The sequence below is a fragment of the Collinsella sp. TF12-2AT genome, assembly GCF_003436735.1.
Classification (GTDB): Bacteria; Actinomycetota; Coriobacteriia; order Coriobacteriales; family Coriobacteriaceae; genus Collinsella.
The window spans coordinates 24,524-41,883 of record NZ_QSQK01000017.1; the positions used below are offsets into that span (position 1 = coordinate 24,524).

The 17,360-nt window shown below is 56.1% G+C and carries 14 protein-coding genes; 4 read left to right on the plus strand and 10 right to left on the minus strand.

Annotated features, from left to right (window positions below; translation table 11 throughout):
• Nucleotide 1: 1 nt before the first annotated feature.
• The 7 genes from pelF to DXD24_RS09570 form a co-directional block, all read right to left on the minus strand.
• The gene (gene pelF, locus DXD24_RS09540; protein ID WP_117564823.1) at nucleotides 2-1,429 is read right to left on the minus strand and encodes a GT4 family glycosyltransferase PelF; all 1,428 of its coding nucleotides are present in this window, start codon (nucleotides 1,427-1,429) and stop codon (nucleotides 2-4) included.
• The gene (locus tag DXD24_RS09545) at nucleotides 1,426-3,306 is read right to left on the minus strand and encodes a DUF2194 domain-containing protein (RefSeq protein WP_117646601.1); all 1,881 of its coding nucleotides are present in this window, start codon (nucleotides 3,304-3,306) and stop codon (nucleotides 1,426-1,428) included. The genes pelF and DXD24_RS09545 overlap by 4 nt, the downstream gene beginning before the upstream one ends.
• Nucleotides 3,303-4,208 carry a tetratricopeptide repeat protein gene (locus DXD24_RS09550; protein ID WP_117646602.1) on the minus strand — a complete coding sequence of 302 codons (906 nt, stop codon included), beginning with the start codon at nucleotides 4,206-4,208 and terminating at the stop codon, nucleotides 3,303-3,305. Before DXD24_RS09550 ends, DXD24_RS09545 begins: the two co-directional genes overlap by 4 nt.
• Entirely contained in the window at nucleotides 4,205-5,377 is a 1,173-nt protein-coding gene (locus DXD24_RS09555; RefSeq protein ID WP_117646603.1) for a DUF4118 domain-containing protein, read from the minus strand. The genes DXD24_RS09550 and DXD24_RS09555 overlap by 4 nt, the downstream gene beginning before the upstream one ends.
• A gap of 6 nt (nucleotides 5,378-5,383) precedes the next feature.
• On the minus strand, nucleotides 5,384-6,343 hold the full coding sequence (locus tag DXD24_RS09560; RefSeq protein WP_117646604.1) for a hypothetical protein: 960 nt from the start codon (nucleotides 6,341-6,343) through the stop codon (nucleotides 5,384-5,386).
• Between the two features lie 346 nt (nucleotides 6,344-6,689).
• Nucleotides 6,690-7,358, minus strand: a complete 669-nt coding sequence (locus DXD24_RS09565; RefSeq protein ID WP_117646605.1) for an RloB family protein — start codon at nucleotides 7,356-7,358, stop codon at nucleotides 6,690-6,692.
• Between the two features lies 1 nt (nucleotide 7,359).
• Nucleotides 7,360-8,577 carry an ATP/GTP-binding protein gene (locus DXD24_RS09570; RefSeq protein WP_158550181.1) on the minus strand — a complete coding sequence of 406 codons (1,218 nt, stop codon included), beginning with the start codon at nucleotides 8,575-8,577 and terminating at the stop codon, nucleotides 7,360-7,362.
• Between the two features lie 528 nt (nucleotides 8,578-9,105).
• Between DXD24_RS09570 and DXD24_RS09575 the strand changes: the two genes are divergently transcribed.
• Entirely contained in the window at nucleotides 9,106-9,777 is a 672-nt protein-coding gene (locus DXD24_RS09575; RefSeq protein WP_117564828.1) for a hypothetical protein, read from the plus strand.
• Between the two features lie 241 nt (nucleotides 9,778-10,018).
• On the opposite strand, the gene DXD24_RS09580 is transcribed toward DXD24_RS09575, so the two are convergent.
• Nucleotides 10,019-10,753 carry a hypothetical protein gene (locus DXD24_RS09580; RefSeq protein WP_117646607.1) on the minus strand — a complete coding sequence of 245 codons (735 nt, stop codon included), beginning with the start codon at nucleotides 10,751-10,753 and terminating at the stop codon, nucleotides 10,019-10,021.
• Between the two features lie 178 nt (nucleotides 10,754-10,931).
• Here DXD24_RS09580 and DXD24_RS09585 point away from each other — a divergent pair, with 178 nt between their 5' ends.
• Both DXD24_RS09585 and DXD24_RS09590 read left to right on the plus strand, forming a co-directional pair.
• The gene (locus DXD24_RS09585) at nucleotides 10,932-11,486 is read left to right on the plus strand and encodes a P-loop NTPase fold protein (RefSeq protein ID WP_117564830.1); all 555 of its coding nucleotides are present in this window, start codon (nucleotides 10,932-10,934) and stop codon (nucleotides 11,484-11,486) included.
• Nucleotides 11,487-11,518: 32 nt separating this feature from the next.
• A complete protein-coding gene (locus DXD24_RS09590) occupies nucleotides 11,519-12,289 on the plus strand; it encodes a P-loop NTPase fold protein (protein ID WP_370446259.1) in 771 nt (256 codons plus the stop codon).
• A gap of 416 nt (nucleotides 12,290-12,705) precedes the next feature.
• Here DXD24_RS09590 and DXD24_RS09595 read toward each other — a convergent pair whose 3' ends face one another.
• A complete protein-coding gene (locus DXD24_RS09595) occupies nucleotides 12,706-14,517 on the minus strand; it encodes a UvrD-helicase domain-containing protein (protein WP_158548970.1) in 1,812 nt (603 codons plus the stop codon).
• Entirely contained in the window at nucleotides 14,517-16,250 is a 1,734-nt protein-coding gene (locus DXD24_RS09600) for an ATP-dependent endonuclease (protein WP_117564833.1), read from the minus strand. The genes DXD24_RS09595 and DXD24_RS09600 overlap by 1 nt, the downstream gene beginning before the upstream one ends.
• Before the next feature lie 292 nt (nucleotides 16,251-16,542).
• Between DXD24_RS09600 and DXD24_RS10310 the strand changes: the two genes are divergently transcribed.
• A complete protein-coding gene (locus DXD24_RS10310) occupies nucleotides 16,543-17,205 on the plus strand; it encodes a hypothetical protein (RefSeq protein ID WP_117564834.1) in 663 nt (220 codons plus the stop codon).
• Nucleotides 17,206-17,360 lie beyond the last annotated feature (155 nt).

Genomic DNA, 17,360 nt, shown 5'->3' on the forward strand with positions numbered 1-17,360 from the left:
GCTACTCCCCCTCTCTGGGCAGGTCGAACGCACGCGCCGTCTCGTCGTACAGTGCGCGATAGTTGGCGAGCATCTGCTCGTGCAAAAAGTACGTGGCAACACGGCGCTGGCCGCGCTCCCCCATCTCGATACGGCGGGCGCGACTCGCGCACATGCGCTCCATGGCGTCGGCCAAGCCCTTGCGATACATGGGCGGGCTCACAAAGCCCGCCACGCCAAAATCGTCGCCCGGGGCGCCTTCCAGCAGCTCACGGCAGCAGCCCACCTCGGTCGTCACGCAGGGACGACGCGCGGCGAGCGACTCCAGCACACTGAGCGGCTGGCCCTCGGAGATACTCGTCAAAATGGTAAAGTCGAGCTTTTCCATGTACTCGACCACGTTGACGCGCCCGGTAAAGATCAGATCGCGCACGCCCAGGGTATCGACCAGCGCGTGGCACTCGGCACCGTACTCCTCGTCGTCCACGCCGCCCATGATGTGCAGACGCACCTTGGGAAGGCGCTCGTGCAGCTCAAAGAAGGCATAGATCATGGTCTTGACGTCCTTGATGGGCGCCAGGCGCACCACCGCGCCAATGTCCACCCAGCCGTCATCGGGCTTTAAGGGAATGTCCTTAAAGCGGTCGAACTGGATGCCGTTGGGGATGACCAGGCATTTACCTGCATCGCAGCCCATATCGATCTGCGTCTTGCGGGCGTTATGAAACAAGCTCGTCACGCGAAAGGAGCGGCGGTAGATCTCCTCCGAAAGCAGGTAGAAAAAGCGAATCCAGCGGTCCTTAAACGACGGCACCACCCAGTCGGCGCGAATGATCTCTTCCTCGCGCTCGCGAGTATAAATGCCATGCTCGGTCAGCAGCACCGGCGCATGGTGAACGATTGAGCCCAGGCAGGCGAGCAGGCCACCGTAGCCGGTCGAGATGGCGTGGTACACATCGGCCACCGGCACCTCGCTGCCCAGAAGGTAGAGCACGGGCAGCAGCATGGAGCGCATGGTGTGGAATGCATCGGCAAAGGGCGTGTATGGGTACTCGGCCAGGCACACGTCGCGAAAGATATCCATAAAGGCGCGACTCTGCAAAAACGAGAGCGGATGCACGCGACGGCGCTGGAAGATATCGAACAACACGTCCCAGTCCGGATTGGAGAGCGATACCAGGCGGCGCAGCGCCTCGCGCTCGTGAGCGTTAAAGTCGGCCTCTTCTTGCTCGCCCGAAAGCCGCAGGGCGTCGTCCAGAAACACCTCGTGTACCTCGACCACGTTGCCGGGCAGCTCGTAGACAAACTTGCCGCGGTCGGCAGCATGCGCGCCAATCACCCACAGCACAAACTCGTGCTCGGGCATGGCCTGTATGTAGCCATGCATCCAGGTAGATACGCCGCCGTGCACATAGGGGTAGCAACCCTCGAGTACCAAACAGATTCTCATTTGTCGCCACCCTCCTTGCGTGCAATGGTCACCGTCTTGTCCGTGGCTTTAACCAGGTACAGATCGCCCGTCAGATGCGTAATCTCGCCACCCGTGACTGCACCCGGCTCGCCGTTGTTGGCGCGGAACATGAGCCACGCCTCGTCGTGGAAATTGCCCAGGCTGAGCGTCCAGGCATTCGCGTCTGTATCCACGCTCACCGTCACGGACGAAAAGCGCTGGATGGCGCCCGAGCATTCCGAACCGGTCTGGCGCCGCAGGTCGGGCGCAGACTTGGTAAGCCACTCCAGGTAGTTGGTCAGACCGCCCTTGTAGACCTCCCAGCCCTCCTTGGCTCCGCGACCGGGATCCAGTAGGTCGTCCGGATGCATAAAGTGCGTACTCACGTAGTGCATGTTGAGCTCGGACACGGCTGCCAGACGCATATAGGAATCGTTGACCATGCCGCCCGAGACAATACGTGGCTGCTCCACAATGCCATCGCTCGCCACGCCAAACTCCTGCACATAGGGCAAGTCGGTGCCATCCTCAAAATACGTACTGGCGATGGTCTTAATGCGCGGAACGTCGGTGCCAATAAGCTTGCGCGCACGGGCCGAAAGGATATTCGACGGTGGCACATAGACCGAGCCGTGCGCGTTGGGCAGTACCTCGTCCTGGAAGGCTATAAGCTCGTTGAGCGATGCGACGAGCGTCTCCTTGTTCTTCCACGTCTTGTAGTCGTACAGTGTGCCATAGTCGGTATCCCAGAGCGCCAGCGGCTGATGGTTGTAGCCGTGGAAACCCAGCTCTCCGCCCATCTGCAGCAGCATGCCGCCAAAGTAGCGGAACTGCGTGGTATCGGCCTGGCGCGCGGGCTCGGTCTGGTTGACCGCGTCCTCGTAGTTTTCGATCATCACGCCGGTAAAGCGAACGCCATATTTTTGCGCGAGCTTTTGCAGATCGGGCCACCAGACCTTGGCATAAAAGTCGGCGATAGAAAGCCCGTAGTCGCGCTTGATGTAGGTGCCGTCGCCCGAGGGCACGGGGCTGGGAAAGTCGTCCAGATAGAAGACGGCGCTGTTGATGACCGGATAGGCCGTGGCATTGCCCAGAAGGCTGATCGCCGCGGCGTAAAAACCGCGCATGACCTTGTCATAGATACCGATATTGCACACCACGGTGCGACCGCTACCGCAGTCATTCGACCAAATGAGCGGGGCGCCCGCATCGCCGGTCTTAGCCCACACACGAGCCGTCTCGCGCAGCGAAACCGAAAGCGACGAATCAAAGGGGTCCGAGAGCTCGTAGCGCTCTCCCCCGCCCAGCATAAAGTCCTCGCTCGGCACAATGCTTTCGGCTTTTACATAGTCATATCCGGCCGATTCAATGCCAAGCTTGGGGGCAATCACTTGCAAATAGCTCGAGTTATCCGGAGGCATGGCGAGCATAAGCGAACCACCGGCACTCACCCAACTCATAATGTCGCTCAGGTGCGTACCGAGCCCATCGAGCGACGGCATGAGCAAAATCACGCGATCGAAGGAGGTCAGCGAGGGAATGGCACCCACGCCGTCCAGGGCAAGGTCCACGTCGCGGTGCGCGATCTTCATGTCGAGCAGGATCTGGTCAAACTGCTCCTTTACGTCCTCGACGCCAGCTTGGTCGGAATCGGTAATGACCAGGCACGTGGGCTTTTGGCCAAACATCGCCGAGGAGGCCGGCACCGCATCGTTGGCGGCAAGCATCCCCAGCTTATGCTGGCCCGCACTGTACTGCACGCCGGCACGTTCCACCAGCAGCACGGCGGCCATGGCAATAAAGACCGCCCACACCACAAGCAGCCCCATCCAGCGAAAATGGCCCGCACGGTCGCGGATATGCTGTACCACGCTCACCGGGCCTCCTCTCCGTTGCGCCAAAACGCCAGTTCCTCGCGGTTGGCGGCGCTCAAGTATACATGCTGTTTGTCAATCGCATCGATCACGCGGTGGACCTCGTCACCGTCGCGGCGCATCACCGCCAGGCGCAGGCAAAGCATCCAAACCTCCTGCTCCTCGGGCACATCGAGCACCAACTGGTCGATCACGGCCTGCGCCTCGTCGATCTGTCCGACATCGGCCAGCGCCGTCGCGTATCGAATGCGCAGCTCAAGGGTGTCCTCGCACTCGCAGCGACGCGCAAGCAGGCGCGCGTACTGTTGGCGCTGAATCTGCGCCACGCGCCCCTCGGCCAAGCCCGAGCCCAAGTACTCGCCAAGAAAATCGCAGTATTCATTGAGGTTTTGCGCGCTCGGGTCGGTCTTAAAAGCACGTTCCAGCTGCTGCAGTTTAAGATCGGACTCCTTAGAAATCTGCGCCACCGCCGTCGCGGCATAGTGCGCCACCTCAACGTCGTCGTTAAGCTTAGCCGCCTGCAGCTGCGCCAGGTACGCGTCGGGCTCCTCGGTGAGCATGGAGAGCATTAGTCGGCGCCGGTCTGCCGGGTCGTTGACGATGAGCGCCTCCTCGAGCGGCACTACGCATGCATCGGCATCACGTTCGTGCACTAGGATGCTGCGATGCAGGTCGTCGTTGAAGCGCAGCGACTCCAGCGCAGACTCTTTCAGCCCCTCGCCAAACAACGCACCGCGGACCGATAGCAGAACCACCAGCAACGGGCCCCATAGCGGCACCAGCACAATCACAGCCAGCATGTGACCGCGAACCGGCAGCAGGCCCAACTTCATGAGCGTCCACAGCATCAGGCAAACCAGCGCATGAATCAGCAGCAAGACGGCAGCAACGACAAGCGAGATCAAGCGGCACCCCCCTCACCGTCACCGGTGTAAGAGATGTGCTGCAGCAGCGCCACGATGTCCTCGCCGTCAACGGGCTCCACCGCAATCTGCTTTTCGCTCAGGCGCTCGCGGATAATGGGCAGATCGCACGCCTTTGCCTGGCGCATAAGCAGGTAGAGCATGTCACCATCGACCAGGCCCGCCGCATCGCTCTCGCGGATTGCCGGCCCAATTGCGGCCGCCAGCTCGCCGACAGACTCCATGCCCGGTACCACGCGCAGGAGCAAAAAGCTGCCCATCTTGCCATCTGCCAGCGCCTGCTCGGCCGCGAGCTCTTGGCCAAAGGCAGCCTGCTTGAGCACGCAAGTGCCGTCAACGCAGCGTTTATCCTGTGCCACCGCCTCATAGTCAAAGGCACGGCCCAGCGCGCTTTCGACCAGGCCACACAAGATGCGGAACAGGTTTTGGTAATAGAGGGTCATTTGGTTTTCGGCCGCGCGACGCACAAAGATCAACACGGCGGGTGCCCCATCGCGCTCGATCGTATATCCAAACATGGGAAGCCCCGGCATCAGTTCGCGGTTCACCCACAGGTTCGAACGACCCCCGTCGCTCAAAAGAGGTGCAAGCTGCTCAAAGCGTGACGAACGTGCGGCATCTTCGGCAATCGCGGGACTTGCCGCCACCAGGCGTGCAAATGCCCCGCCCGAAACATGGTAGATCGCCACCGAATCGTTCTCGAGGATCTCGCCCAGAAGCTCGCAGCACTTGCGATAGATGTCGCGTGGGTTGAGCACGTCGAGCTCCTGCGTCACGGCAAAGATCTTGCCAAAGCTGTCGTGGCGACCCACGATCTGGCGCCTGTACGCACGCTTGTCCTCGATCGCGTCGTGATAGAGCTGCGTAAGGAACGTATTGCGGTTGCGCACGAGCTCGTTTTGATCGCGCTCCGCCCTAATGGCTTCGCTGTTGCGCAGCTGCACATAGCCGCACACGGCACCCACAACAAAGTACGCAATAAACGGCAGCCAGTTGGACGGCTCGTAGAACAGGCCCTGGAAGGTATAGCCGTACAGAGTAAAGTAACTCGCAGCCAAACCCACCGACGCCAGCAGCGCCGCAACCAGGCCAAAGTCCAAGCCATACAGCGTGCCGATCAGCACCACGTAGAGCAGGCGATAATCGAGCACGTTGAGCTAGGTCGATTGGGAGAACAAGCGCTCCAGCACTTCAAAGAGCACCCAGGCGGCTGCCGTCTCCAGGCATTTGACAGGCAGCGTGCGCATTTGAATGCGGTCGATGGCCGCGCGCAAGGGGTTGACCTTCTTTGCACGGCCAGCATCCCAGCGAGCCTGAATGGTCGAGAGGTCGCGCAGCAAGTCGTAGCGCTGAAACCAGCCATAGCGCACGCGAGCGACGTCGCTGGCGGGCAGGGCGTAGCCGGCAGAATCGCCATAGGCAACTGAGAGCCCTGGGAACAGCGCCTTGAGGGCGTCGCCCACCTCACCCACCGTGTGATGGAAGGTATCGACTACGTCGAGCGTCTCAAAGTTAGCATTCCAGCTGTCGAAGATACGGCGTACCAGCACCGAAAGCTCCTCGGCACACAGCAGGGGAAACGCCGCATCCTGCGCGCCCTGCAGAGCGGCCGATCCGGTTGAGCATGCGTCGAACATCGGCACCAAAAACGGGTCCTCCAGCGCGGCAGACGCGGTATAGAGGAACGGCACGCGCAGGATCTTGGTCTGAACGCCCTCGCGAGCAGCGTAGTAGCGGCACAGGTCGTTGGCTGCGTGCGCGATAATGCCCTTGCCCGTTCGCCCCGCGGCATCGGCGGCACCCTCGGCACCCGCGGGCCCCGCTACATACAGCAGTTGGACCCGGCGACCCGCGCACGTACGAAAGACCGAGCGCAGCAGCTCGATATCGCCCACGGAATCGGTATGCGGGGTAAGGTAATTAGACAGGTAAACCACGCGGTCGAACTCGTAGGCCTGATCCAGGTGCTGGAGGAGCTCTTTCCACGAGGCATGGGGCGACGACTCGTCGCGGCGCGCTTCCGCTGCAGCGACAACCTTAACGTGGTCCCCAGGGAATGCCTTGGCGCAAAAGTCATCGTCAACATATGCGGTGTTGCCAACAACCAGCACCTCCATGGCGTACTCCTCCCCTAAAATCCACTTCTGTCATAGTCAAACATGCGTATTTTACGCTGTCAACGCGAGTTGGAACGCCTTTAAGGCTGTTTTAAGAACTTTTTTAGAGGATGTGGGGACATCAAGAGTGCTAAATGAGCGACCAATTCGGAAGTGGGGTGAAAAACCGAGACCTGTCGACCAGACCCTAGTTTTGGGCACCCGCGACCTGCGGTTTTGTTGCCTGAAATCGGGCTATGCTCGGCGAGTTTCGATTTTTCTCCGCACTTCTCCTACGCACCGGATTTGCAATCGCGCATCATAATCCGCCAATCGCCCTAACCGGAAAGCCAATCCACAGACTCGACTAGCCAGCCAGATACGGCCCGATTACATCGAAAATTTCGCCCACCTTGGTTGCAGGGTTTTGCGCAGATGGCTTAACGTTACCCAGCCCCCTATGGTATGTGACGAGGCGCCCAACACGCTGCAATGCCTCGCCTCGTTTGCCGTCCACCACCTCGAACAGCCCGTCCAAGTTCTTGCGGTACTCGATGCCCAGGTCTCTCGACATCTCCTGCGCGAGGACATGCTGGCAGTCGGACGCGGACATATGCGCGGTCGTGTAGCGAAAGTGCAGAAGCGGCCACAGCTCGAAGCAGGGGTTCGACCACAACGCATGGAAGGTCCTCGAACCGTCGGAGAGCTCGTTGCATTTGCGCTCCATCGCGTCAAAGTCGGACGCAGGAAAGTCATCCTTGTCATACACGAGCCACACATGGTCGAATGTCTCGGGCGCATAGCGGCAGTGTTCGACGGCGAAGTCAAGTAGGTCAAGCGTGTGTTTGCCGGTCCCCTTAACGACAATGGCAACCTTACGCTCGTTCGCCGCGCCCAACGCCGCACGCACACCCTCAAAGTAGCGAGGCTCGGTCTCCTTGCCCTCGCTCACTACAAGATGACGCGTCATCTGAACCATGCGCGAGCGGCCCTCTCGCTTGCCGCTACGCCAGCCCTTCGACTTCTTCGCCACCATGCTAATCCCACTCCTCGATGCGGGTGAGATATGGATCGGCGCCGTAGCGACCGGACAGGTATTGCTTGTCAAAAGCCGCGTTCTTGCTTACCAGATTACCGTTTGCCTCGTGGATGTCGGCGAGAGACCACAGTTGGCTCGCCTCCCCCTCGCCGCGCGCAGCGAACCATATCTCATCACGGCGGAACACATCGTTTCGCATGGTTGACACATCCTGGGACGAGAAGATGAGCTGCGCGCCACTCTTGTTGACCCCAGGATCCTTAAACAGCAGAATCACATAGCGAAGAAGCTTCGGGTGCAGTTTGGCGTCGAGCTCGTCTACCACAACGGTGCCACCACGCTCAAGCGCTGTCATCAGATACGCAGCCAACCCCATGAGCTTCTGGGTTCCGGCAGATTCCTCGGATAAACGCAGCTCGTACGCCTTGCCGCCCACCTCGTGCCTCACGAAGACGCGCTGGCCGCGCCACTCCGGCGCCCTCTCCACTCTGAAGCCATCAATACGTACATCAACGGCGCGCAAAAAACGCGTGACCTCGGGTGAGTCATCCTCATCGAGCAATTGTTCGAGCATCTGCTCCAGATAGGAGCTGTTATAGTTCAGGAACACCCCGTCAAGAAACCAGCTGGCAGCCTCCTTGACCACCGGCGCGTCAAAGTTGATGCAGAGAAACGACAGGTACGGCAGTCTCGGGTTGAATCTCGCAGCCGTCACGAGCTTACGCAGCGTGGGACCGAGCTCAACCTCTGCGCCCTCACGCTCGAACAGCATCGCCGTGCGTGACGCTCCCAATTTTCGCCGCCATAGGCCTTCGGACACGATCTCGTCCGCATGCACGGACAGGGCATAGCGGTACTCGTGCTCACCCGCGCGATAGTAGAGCTCGAACTCGGTGGGCTCGGCAGCAGACACGTCATCGAACTCAAACGCAGAGCAACGGGGTATCGAAGGACGGTTACCCTCTGGCGCATCAGTGCTGGCAGACAGCAATCTGATCGGCCTGGCCACCGCCGAACGAATGTAGTCAAGCGCCTCGAGCAGGTTAGACTTGCCGCCAGCGTTAGGTCCGTACACCGCAGCCACCGGAAGAAAACTCTGCCCGTCAGGGCACTCTATGAGGGAGCGCTCGAACTCCCTCATCGATGTTGCCTGCATAGAAAGCTCGGTCTCGTCGCGATAGGATCTATAGTTCCTGAAGGTGAACTGACAAAGCATCGTCCTCAAAATTCCTTTCATTGTTTTGAAAAGATATTTCAGAGTTTTTATTTGATTATAGACTTTAAGAAACATCAATCAAGTGTTTACCACTCCCAAGACAACAGGTATAGGGCGCCGAACACGGAAGTGCGGTAAAAATGAGTCCATCGTCGAAGCGGACACGGCCGGCGTGCCAGACTTTAAACGCATAAAAAAGGGCAACACCCTCTAACTGAAAGCGTCGCCCTTAAAGCCCCAAAGAGCTTTTGTACTATGACTACGTACTATACACCTCAATAAGGTGAAGCATCATACCCAGTTCGCCCGCCACGAAAGCATCAATGCCCACAAGCTAGAGGATGATCGAATCAACCGCATACCAGGTTCTTCAACGTCGAGACGCATTGCTTTAGATCGGACGCTACGTCAACTTTCACGACATTACCCAATCCGGCACGCGGGTTTGAGGAGACGCTCTTATATTTGCACTAAGAACCTGAGCACATGACGAGGCTCGGGATACATCAACCAACGAGAGGACTCGCCATGCCAATAGACGGAATCATCTACCTACTGAAGTTCGCTCCCCAAGAGGCGTACATCGACGACCTGATGAACGGGCGCCTCTATATGAACGCCGCCGGCTACTATCACGGTCTGCCCGGAGAGCAGGGCGATCCGCTAGAAGCGTCTCTGGCATGCGGCATGGGCATCTACGCCCATTGGCTCTTGCCGATCTACTGCATGTACACGGTGTGGGAGAGCGACATCGTTGACAACGCTGTCGTAATTACCAAGCGAATGGTCGAGGAGTTCAGGTGTTCCGACGGCTGGATCGGCATCGTGCGGTATGACCGCTTTGAGCGGCTGCTAAATAGGAAGTTTGATTCGGGAGATGGCGTATCCCTGCACGGCCCCGTCTTTTACGGCGCCCCTAGTCCAAGCGTAACTGCCGAGGCATTCCAAGGCATCCCGGACAACCTTGTTATCAAAACACCCAAATTTGCATACCAACGGGAGTATCGAATCGTCGGATCGCAACCGGTCAAGTGGCGCCTTAAGCCCGACAAGAACAACCCTGACTACAAAATCGAAGAGTATGGACATGCGGAACTGGACTTAGGCGGCAGCCTTATGGACTTTTCCTGGAAGGTGCCGGTATCGAGCCTCACGGAGGTTAAAGGCGGCCTCATGCTTAAACTGCCGTTAGCTAAATAACAAGTCGACGAGCAAGCAATCGACCACTCGAAAAGCCACAATGGAACCCTACTCAATACCGCAAGGAACTAATGGAACTGGGGCACGGCGCAATCTCCGCCGCCCTCCGCAGACGACTCAAGCTCAAGCGAGAAAATACTCACGTTACATCGCCACGCGAACTCACAACTCTTGAGTCACTGCTTAATCGAACTTGACGGGAATGGAGCGGGTTCGCCTAATTGCTAGTCGGCAACTACACTCAATCATTCACTTGAATCGAACTCACGCCCCGTTCGCAATCATCACGAGAATCTCTCTCGCCTGATGAAGGCAGCTGCAGTGGCTTGTCAACATGAAAGCCCGGAGAAGAGCAGAGCGCGGTATCGATAACATATAACGGATCGCTCGAGCCGATTTCGATCCCCCGACTCGAGAACTTCAATCGCTGCGGGGCGGGCAGATAGCGAGGGGCCTCATCCGCATTGTGTTCATACTCATACCGATATAAACAGGAAAGGAGAACGAACAATCCTGAAAGCGCCTGGAGCACATTGCCAAGATTGGCTTCGGCATAGCTATCTAAGCGATGGTGTTTGACATTGTTATACGAGATCCACCATTCAGGATTCATGGTGGATTCGGTCCCATCATCTGCCCACCAAGATGACCAGGGGTTAATAACGATCTCGCTGGCATCAATAACAACCCAGCTAAAACGAAACTGTTGCGAGAAGCGAGCGTGAACCATCTCACGCGCTCCGGAAATGTTTTTAACCACACCCCAATTGACGCTCTCGTAACGCCCAACAAGGTGGTTAAGATCTTTAAAGGCGACGTCGATCTCGGAACAAATCGAGAGATAGGCTTTGACGAGCTCGGCGCCATAGGTGCCATAGTTCGCTTCGGTTGGCTCGATGTAATGCAATATACGAATGACATCTTCCTCGAGCAAAATGAAGTAATCCCAGTGTATTTGACTCATTGAAAGCGCCATCTAAACCATCCAATCAATCAGCATAACCAGTAAGCCCATTTTACGGTCTAGGCATTGTTAAACATTAAAAGGGTAAAACCTACGGATGGAAGCCAGATAAGAAGAGACCTACCGATCCTATTTACGGAAAGAATAAGACCGAAACACAATCTAAGACCACAGAAAGAAGGCGGCCACCATGAAACGAGTCGATGAGGAGCCCACGCCGAAAGCGATTGACAACGCCCTCAGCCAGGATCCGCTTCACCGCAAGAGAGAAATTGAGGACTTTCTAAAGATGCTCATTACAGTTGAGCCTCCGTATACCTTTGTTATTGACGCGCCTTGGGGATCTGGTAAGACATTCTTTGTAAAACAAGTAGCTAGAGTCCTGCAAATGGCAAATCCGACTCTCAACCACGATTTCGAGACACTTAACGCGACACTAGGAGAAACCGCAACAGAACTCCCCGCGACACCATGCCTCCCCATTTATTTCAACGCATGGGAAGACGACCATTTCGACAATCCGATCTTGCCTATATTGGCCTCTATCGCTAACGCCGTAGACGAACAGAGCGTCAAGGGAGGAAAGGATTTCGGCAAGGGAGTCATTAGCGTCATAGAAACCGCCGCCTCCATTATTGGATACGGCGTTGACATTAATGGCATCATTGAAAATTTCAGCGGCACCGATTTTCTCGAACAGTACAAAGCGGAAAAGAGCTTAGGAGCAAAATTGGCGAGCTCATAAAGAGCCATCTGCCCAAGGTAGCCAAACGAGCCATCATCTTTATCGACGAGCTTGACCGCTGCCGGCCCGAATTCGCTATAAAGGTGCTCGAGCAGACCAAAACCCTGTTTCAACAAGAAAGCATTGTTGTGGTTTATTCGACCAGCATCACGCAGCTTGCACATTCCCTCCAAGGCGTATATGGCCCAAGATTTGAAGGGAGAAAATACCTCGAGCGCTTCTACGACAAGCGCCTAGAGCTAAATCCGATAAAGCCGGCTGACTACCTTCTGTATAAAGGCATCAATACAATGGATGGATATACCTTCATGGATATAACCGTCGATTTGCTCAGCTACAAACATGCCTCACTAAGAGCCTGCAACAGGCTTATCGACTCTATAACAAGTCTGTCCGGATACATTACTAACCACTGGGAGCACTTTGGGGATGGAAGGGTTCAGCATTTCCAAGACCAGGGCCTGCTTCCTGTAATAAATATTCTTGCTTACTATGACCCGCTCGCCTGGCACGAAATGAAAACCAGCACTGACTTCGGGGCTGTCTACGAACTTGCGAAACACAGCAATCGCTTCATCCAATATCTTGATGAAGTGATTGAATCGGTATGGGGAGCCAATAAGGATGAACTTCCCTATAAGCAGGATATTGAAAATAGACGCAAGCGTATTGTAGAAGATCTATGCGCGTTGATATACGGCAACGATGACAGGGACCCACGGGTCAAAGAACTGGGCAATTGTGAACTTACCAGAATGTCTTTCAATCAGCAGCTATATCAGCGCCTGACGCCACCATCGTAGGGCGGCGGCGATCCGTCCAGTGGCCTTATGCACAGCTCCATGACGCCCGCATCCGGGCTCGAGGCAATGGCACTCGACCACTTCATCCGAGAAGAAGCAACCATCACGGACAAAGACGCACACGACACGACCCGCGCCAACATGAGCAAAAACAACACGCGGCAGCACCGCAGAGCCGAACGTTAGCAAGAAAAAGGCAACGAGGGCCCATGACGGCCACGGCGCCTAGGCGCAATGCTGCGGTACCACTTCGCAATATTCAACAGTGGCTAATTAAACAAACACCGCATCCTACCAAGACGCCAGTGCCCAAGCCGTTCTAGTCAAAGAGCAGCTTGGGCACACTCCATGAGACCATAGTAAGGGCCGCAACCGGACCTCGCGTCAGAAGCAGACACGCTCCATCCCACCGGCAATCACCCCTCCCCGTCCATGACCGTCCAGCTCACAGGCTCAATGCCCGGAAGAGACGTTAGGCAAGAGGGGCAGGCAACCTGATAGTTCCCGTAATTTGTTCTGCGCTGCATCGAAGCGGAGACGTATACCGCTTTGCGGGCGCGAGTGACGCCGACGTACAGCAGGCCTATTTCCTCAATAAGCCCATCTGGCATTTTCTTCGCATCAGCAATCTGGCAACCTCGCGCAGAACGTAAGCATATACCAGCATTTTCGCAACGAGAGCAAATCCCTCCAGGCCAATCGAAACGCGTAACGCCCGGAATGAAAACGGTGTCCCACTCGAGCCCCTTAGCGGAGTGAGCGGTCATCATGGAGATGCCCACATCAAGGTAATCGGAGAAACGTCGCAGGGAGCCCTCGGAAAAGATACTAACTATATAGTCGAAGCGCTCCGAAGGTCCCATCGCGACGCAGTCATTTTTAAGGTGTTTCCGCAGCGCTCCTAGAAGCATGGCATAGGACCGCCCATACTCGAACCTCTTGGAGCCAGTCAGCAGTTCATCAGAGATGGAGTCGATTATTTTGTCCGCAGCAGACCGGCTGACGCCCTTTTCTCCAGACACTGCATCAGTAATCCTGGATAAAGCAAACGCATTGAATTCGATGAACCCCCGACTTGTATCCGAGAAGAGTCCGTTGAAGTAAGAGATACCTTCTTTAGCAAGCTCTTCCATAATGAGATCGGCAAGGGCACCACGCTTACGAACAAGAATCGCAATCCTCCCGCCACTGCTTTGAGCGAGCGCCGTAACCTTGGAAACGATGGCAGTCGCTTCGTCTTGCTGAGTAGAGCCAACAAATATGGGAAGTCGGGGCGTACCGCCGGCAATGGTGCCCTTCATGTTGGAGCGAATCGCAGCACCGAGCTCTCCGACGATAGATCTCCCAGAAAACCTATGGTTATGCTCGAGTTCCAACGGCGTTAGACGCAGGTCGGTAGTGGCCTTTGCCTTTAAGCCTTCCATTGCACCAATAAAACCATAAACACGCTGAATGGGGTCGCCGAACATGCAGATCCCCGACTCATCAGAAATCAGACCCCTTAGGAAGACATAGCACAACGCATTCGTGTCCTGCGCCTCGTCGACAAGCACGACAGGATATGCTGCCGACAGATAGGACCTTAACTTGGGAAAATGAGCGAGCAATTCAATTGCAAGGGAAATCATTGCAGAGTATGGCAAGAGACCGTTCGATGCAAACCTTTCCTTGATGATCCTATTAAAGGAAAACATCACACGCCTCAAGTCCATTTCCTGACCGTTTCTCATGAAGCGGAGGAAGTCGTCAACGGCATTCTTTTCATCCCAGGTCAGCCTGCCACCTCGCGAAACCAGCTCGCTAACGGCGCTGTTGTCATCAACCATAGAGAGCTCGCCAACGTTCACTGGGAGCGAGAGCGATTTCCAGTATCTGCGTAGCAGAGCCCAAGCAAAGCCGTGGAAGTTGGTCGCCATGACGCTGTCCTCAAAACGCTTGGCCACGGGACCAGGAAGTGCCGACATAGTGATGCCCAAATTCATACGCATCCTCCGCGCGGCGGCAACGCTAAAGGTCAGGGCCAAAATCCTTTTTGGCGGATGGACTTCGCCAGATGCCAGCAGCCAGCAAGCCCGCCCAGTCATCACCGTGGTCTTCCCGTAGCCTGCCGGCGCCTCCACGAACACCCTCTTTGATGGCGAGAAAATCGCGGAGCACTGTGACGCATCCCCACCACAGCGCGCCTCAATCTCGGCTCTAACACTATCCCGCAGGTCAGTCTGACTCATCAGCATTCGAGCCCCACGGCCTTGCGAATAATACTTTTGTAACATGTGGGAACGCCATTAGCACCAAGAGCCTCCGCGAGGGCGACGCCAGACACGACGCCCTTGTTCGATGAAAGCCATGCATACATAAGCGCACGTGATTTGGGCGTGTCTGCGAATAACCCGTCAAACTCCGATCCCCGGAAATCGTATTCAGGGTCCCGCAAGTTAACGCCGTAGACAGCACAGGCGCTTTTCAAAGCTTTACTATTCCCCTTGATGCAAGTTGCCCTCTGAAGAGGATCAATCGACTCAAGAAGCGCAATAAACGCACCCTGGTTATCGCTAGCGAAGAACGAGTCAACGACCTCACCTTCGAAATCCCGTTCGGTTGTCGTTATATGGTCTTCAGAAGTTTCTTGCAGCTCATCCTCATCTCTGTCGACAATTGAATAATTTGGGATCTCGAACTTGCCCAGAAGTTCACAGAGTGGTTTAACGTTCTTTTTCCCGCCGGCCCTGATAGGCACAACTCCATAATCATCCAGATCCATCCCAAGGTTGCGAGCGAACACCGGAATGGCTCCAGACTCTGTCTGCCCCTCAAAAGCCAAAACCGACCGCGCGAAAAAGGCCTCTCGTATCGACTCAAAGTTCAGCATAAGATGCTTTTCAACCTTGTCGGACAGGTCAATATCCCTACCGCATATGACCTTCGGCGAATTTTCGCCCTGCCCGAATCGCACAATGTTCTTATAGCCGCGAGCCAGAATGTTAGGCGAATGCGTCACCATGATCAGCTGAGCTTTGATTGAATCAATTCCGAAATAGTCCTTTAGAAGAGCATTAAATCTATCATCCTTCCCTTCGCAAATCCTATGCAAGCTCTTCGAGAGACGCCTCTGCATATACGGGTGAAGGTGGGCTTCGGGTTCGTCATAAGCCAGAACGGCATGCAGCACGCGTCTGTCATCATCATCTGAGCAAAGGCTCTCTTGAAGGCGTTTAGGCGAAAGACGCATAATGCTCTCGATTATCGAGAGCGAGGCAATAGCGAGGTACTGCAAGCCTACCCCTGCCTTTTTAAAATGAACGCCCCTCTTGTCAAGCAAGGTAACCAAACTTCCAAGCGTTCCGCCATCCGATGAATCGACGCCAGGCCTCACACCATATGATGACAGGATCGGAACGTCGCCGACGATTTCGCCGAGATCTGCAACCAGACCTTCGAGCTCGCTCCCATCCAGAAAATCGGAGACCTCTTTACCCTCCTTATCTAGATAAAGAGCGATACCTTTGGAGAGAACTTTACCGACACCTCGGGTACCATCAAACGCCAGGTCTCCCCTATTAAAGGATGCAGTCGAGTACCTGAACATGTGAACGGATCGCATCAGAGAGGGTGGAATACTTTCTCCGCTCCCTTCGGCCTTAAATTCAATTCGAGAATCCGGGTCGTCAGCAAAAGCGCAGATGGTAATAGTGTTTCCGGTCGTAGGATCGATGTCGAGCCTCGTTATTCCGATCTCGTCCTCGTCCAACTTTAAAGTTACTAGAGCCCCTGCGCGCTTTTCAATGTCAGCGAAATCCTCTTCGCTAATCGTCGCTTGATTGAAAATTGTATTGAGCAAGTCAAGCACATTCGTTTTGCCGAGGTTGTTCTCGCCGACAATATAGCTCACGTCCTCGTCAAAACTAATCGACACTCCATCGAGATTCCGATAGTTCTCAATCCTCAGTTTAGAGATCCTCATGCGTCCTCCCGACCTTTATGGTTTTATGGCTTCCAACAATCTAACACGCCTCGTGTTGTACTGAACTTGAGGCACAGCCACTTCGAGAGGCTTGTAAATCATAAGAGTAGTCCTAAGAAGGTTGTTTACATGCACCAAGCCGTCTCCTAAGACTCCCCCTCCCCAACATTCCCCAGAAAGTTCGCTGATGTTGACTGGGGTTCCCGTAAAATAAACCCCAACAAAATATGTGCGGAGTGCTGGCCTGGAGCTGCCTTCGGACCCTATTGGCTGCTCACCGAGAGGCTCCGCTATGAAACGATCCCTTTACTACCTGCTCTGCGCGATCGCGTGCACGTCCATGGTCGGCGCGACGTTGCCTATGGCAGCCATCGCAGAAGCTATGCAGCCTCAAGAAACCGCCGGGCAGCAGGCGCAAGCCGACGCAACGAGCAGCGACGCAGGCAAGGCCGAAGACGGCACCAACACAAGCACGACAGCAGATACCGTAGAGGACAGCACCGCAACATCCACCGGCACCAGCGCCGTCAACACGGAAAGCGCCGACGGCACCGCCGCCGCAACCGGCACCCCCGCCCCATCCCTCCGAGCCCAAGCCAACCCCACGCCTGAGGCCATCTCCACCACGTCACAAACCACCTACGCCCACTCCGCCACGGCAAGCCAAAACGGCGTCACCTTCACCGTATCGTGGAACGACGCCCCCGCGGGCACCGCGACGACCTTCCACGTAACCCAAACCAACGGCTCGTCCCAGGCCAAGGCGCGCATGGACGTGCCCACCTATTGGGACGGCGGCAGCCAGGAAAGCGTCTGCGACCCGTCGCGCCAGGCATGGGCCAGCTACTACAGCCTTCGGGTCCGCGCTCGCGATCGGGCCCAAAGAATCCACGTGGGACCACAATTCACTTGCATGGAGCTAGCGAAGGTGCCTATCCCAAATCAGAAATGGTAAAACCAGCAGCAGTGCGATGCAGAGGGGCGCGGCCAGCAGGGTGGCCACGCCCGAGTTGATGCGCTCGCGAATTTCTTGGGAGCTCAAGAGATGAGCTCGTTCACGCGCTGGTGACGCATAATTTCTTTCGCAAATTGACAACCGCATAGCGGAAC

Coding starts and splice junctions, on each gene's coding strand:
- DXD24_RS09600 (WP_117564833.1), bottom strand. CDS start 16,250: ATGAGGATCTCTAAACTGAGGATTGAGAACTATCGGAATCTCGATGGA.
- DXD24_RS09565 (WP_117646605.1), bottom strand. CDS start 7,358: ATGGTGGCGAAGAAGTCGAAGGGCTGGCGTAGCGGCAAGCGAGAGGGC.
- DXD24_RS09595 (WP_158548970.1), bottom strand. CDS start 14,517: ATGAGTCAGACTGACCTGCGGGATAGTGTTAGAGCCGAGATTGAGGCG.
- DXD24_RS09560 (WP_117646604.1), bottom strand. CDS start 6,343: ATGGAGGTGCTGGTTGTTGGCAACACCGCATATGTTGACGATGACTTT.
- DXD24_RS09585 (WP_117564830.1), top strand. CDS start 10,932: ATGAAACGAGTCGATGAGGAGCCCACGCCGAAAGCGATTGACAACGCC.
- pelF (WP_117564823.1), bottom strand. CDS start 1,429: ATGAGAATCTGTTTGGTACTCGAGGGTTGCTACCCCTATGTGCACGGC.
- DXD24_RS09575 (WP_117564828.1), top strand. CDS start 9,106: ATGCCAATAGACGGAATCATCTACCTACTGAAGTTCGCTCCCCAAGAG.
- DXD24_RS09580 (WP_117646607.1), bottom strand. CDS start 10,753: ATGGCGCTTTCAATGAGTCAAATACACTGGGATTACTTCATTTTGCTC.
- DXD24_RS09570 (WP_158550181.1), bottom strand. CDS start 8,577: ATGCTTTGTCAGTTCACCTTCAGGAACTATAGATCCTATCGCGACGAG.
- DXD24_RS10310 (WP_117564834.1), top strand. CDS start 16,543: ATGAAACGATCCCTTTACTACCTGCTCTGCGCGATCGCGTGCACGTCC.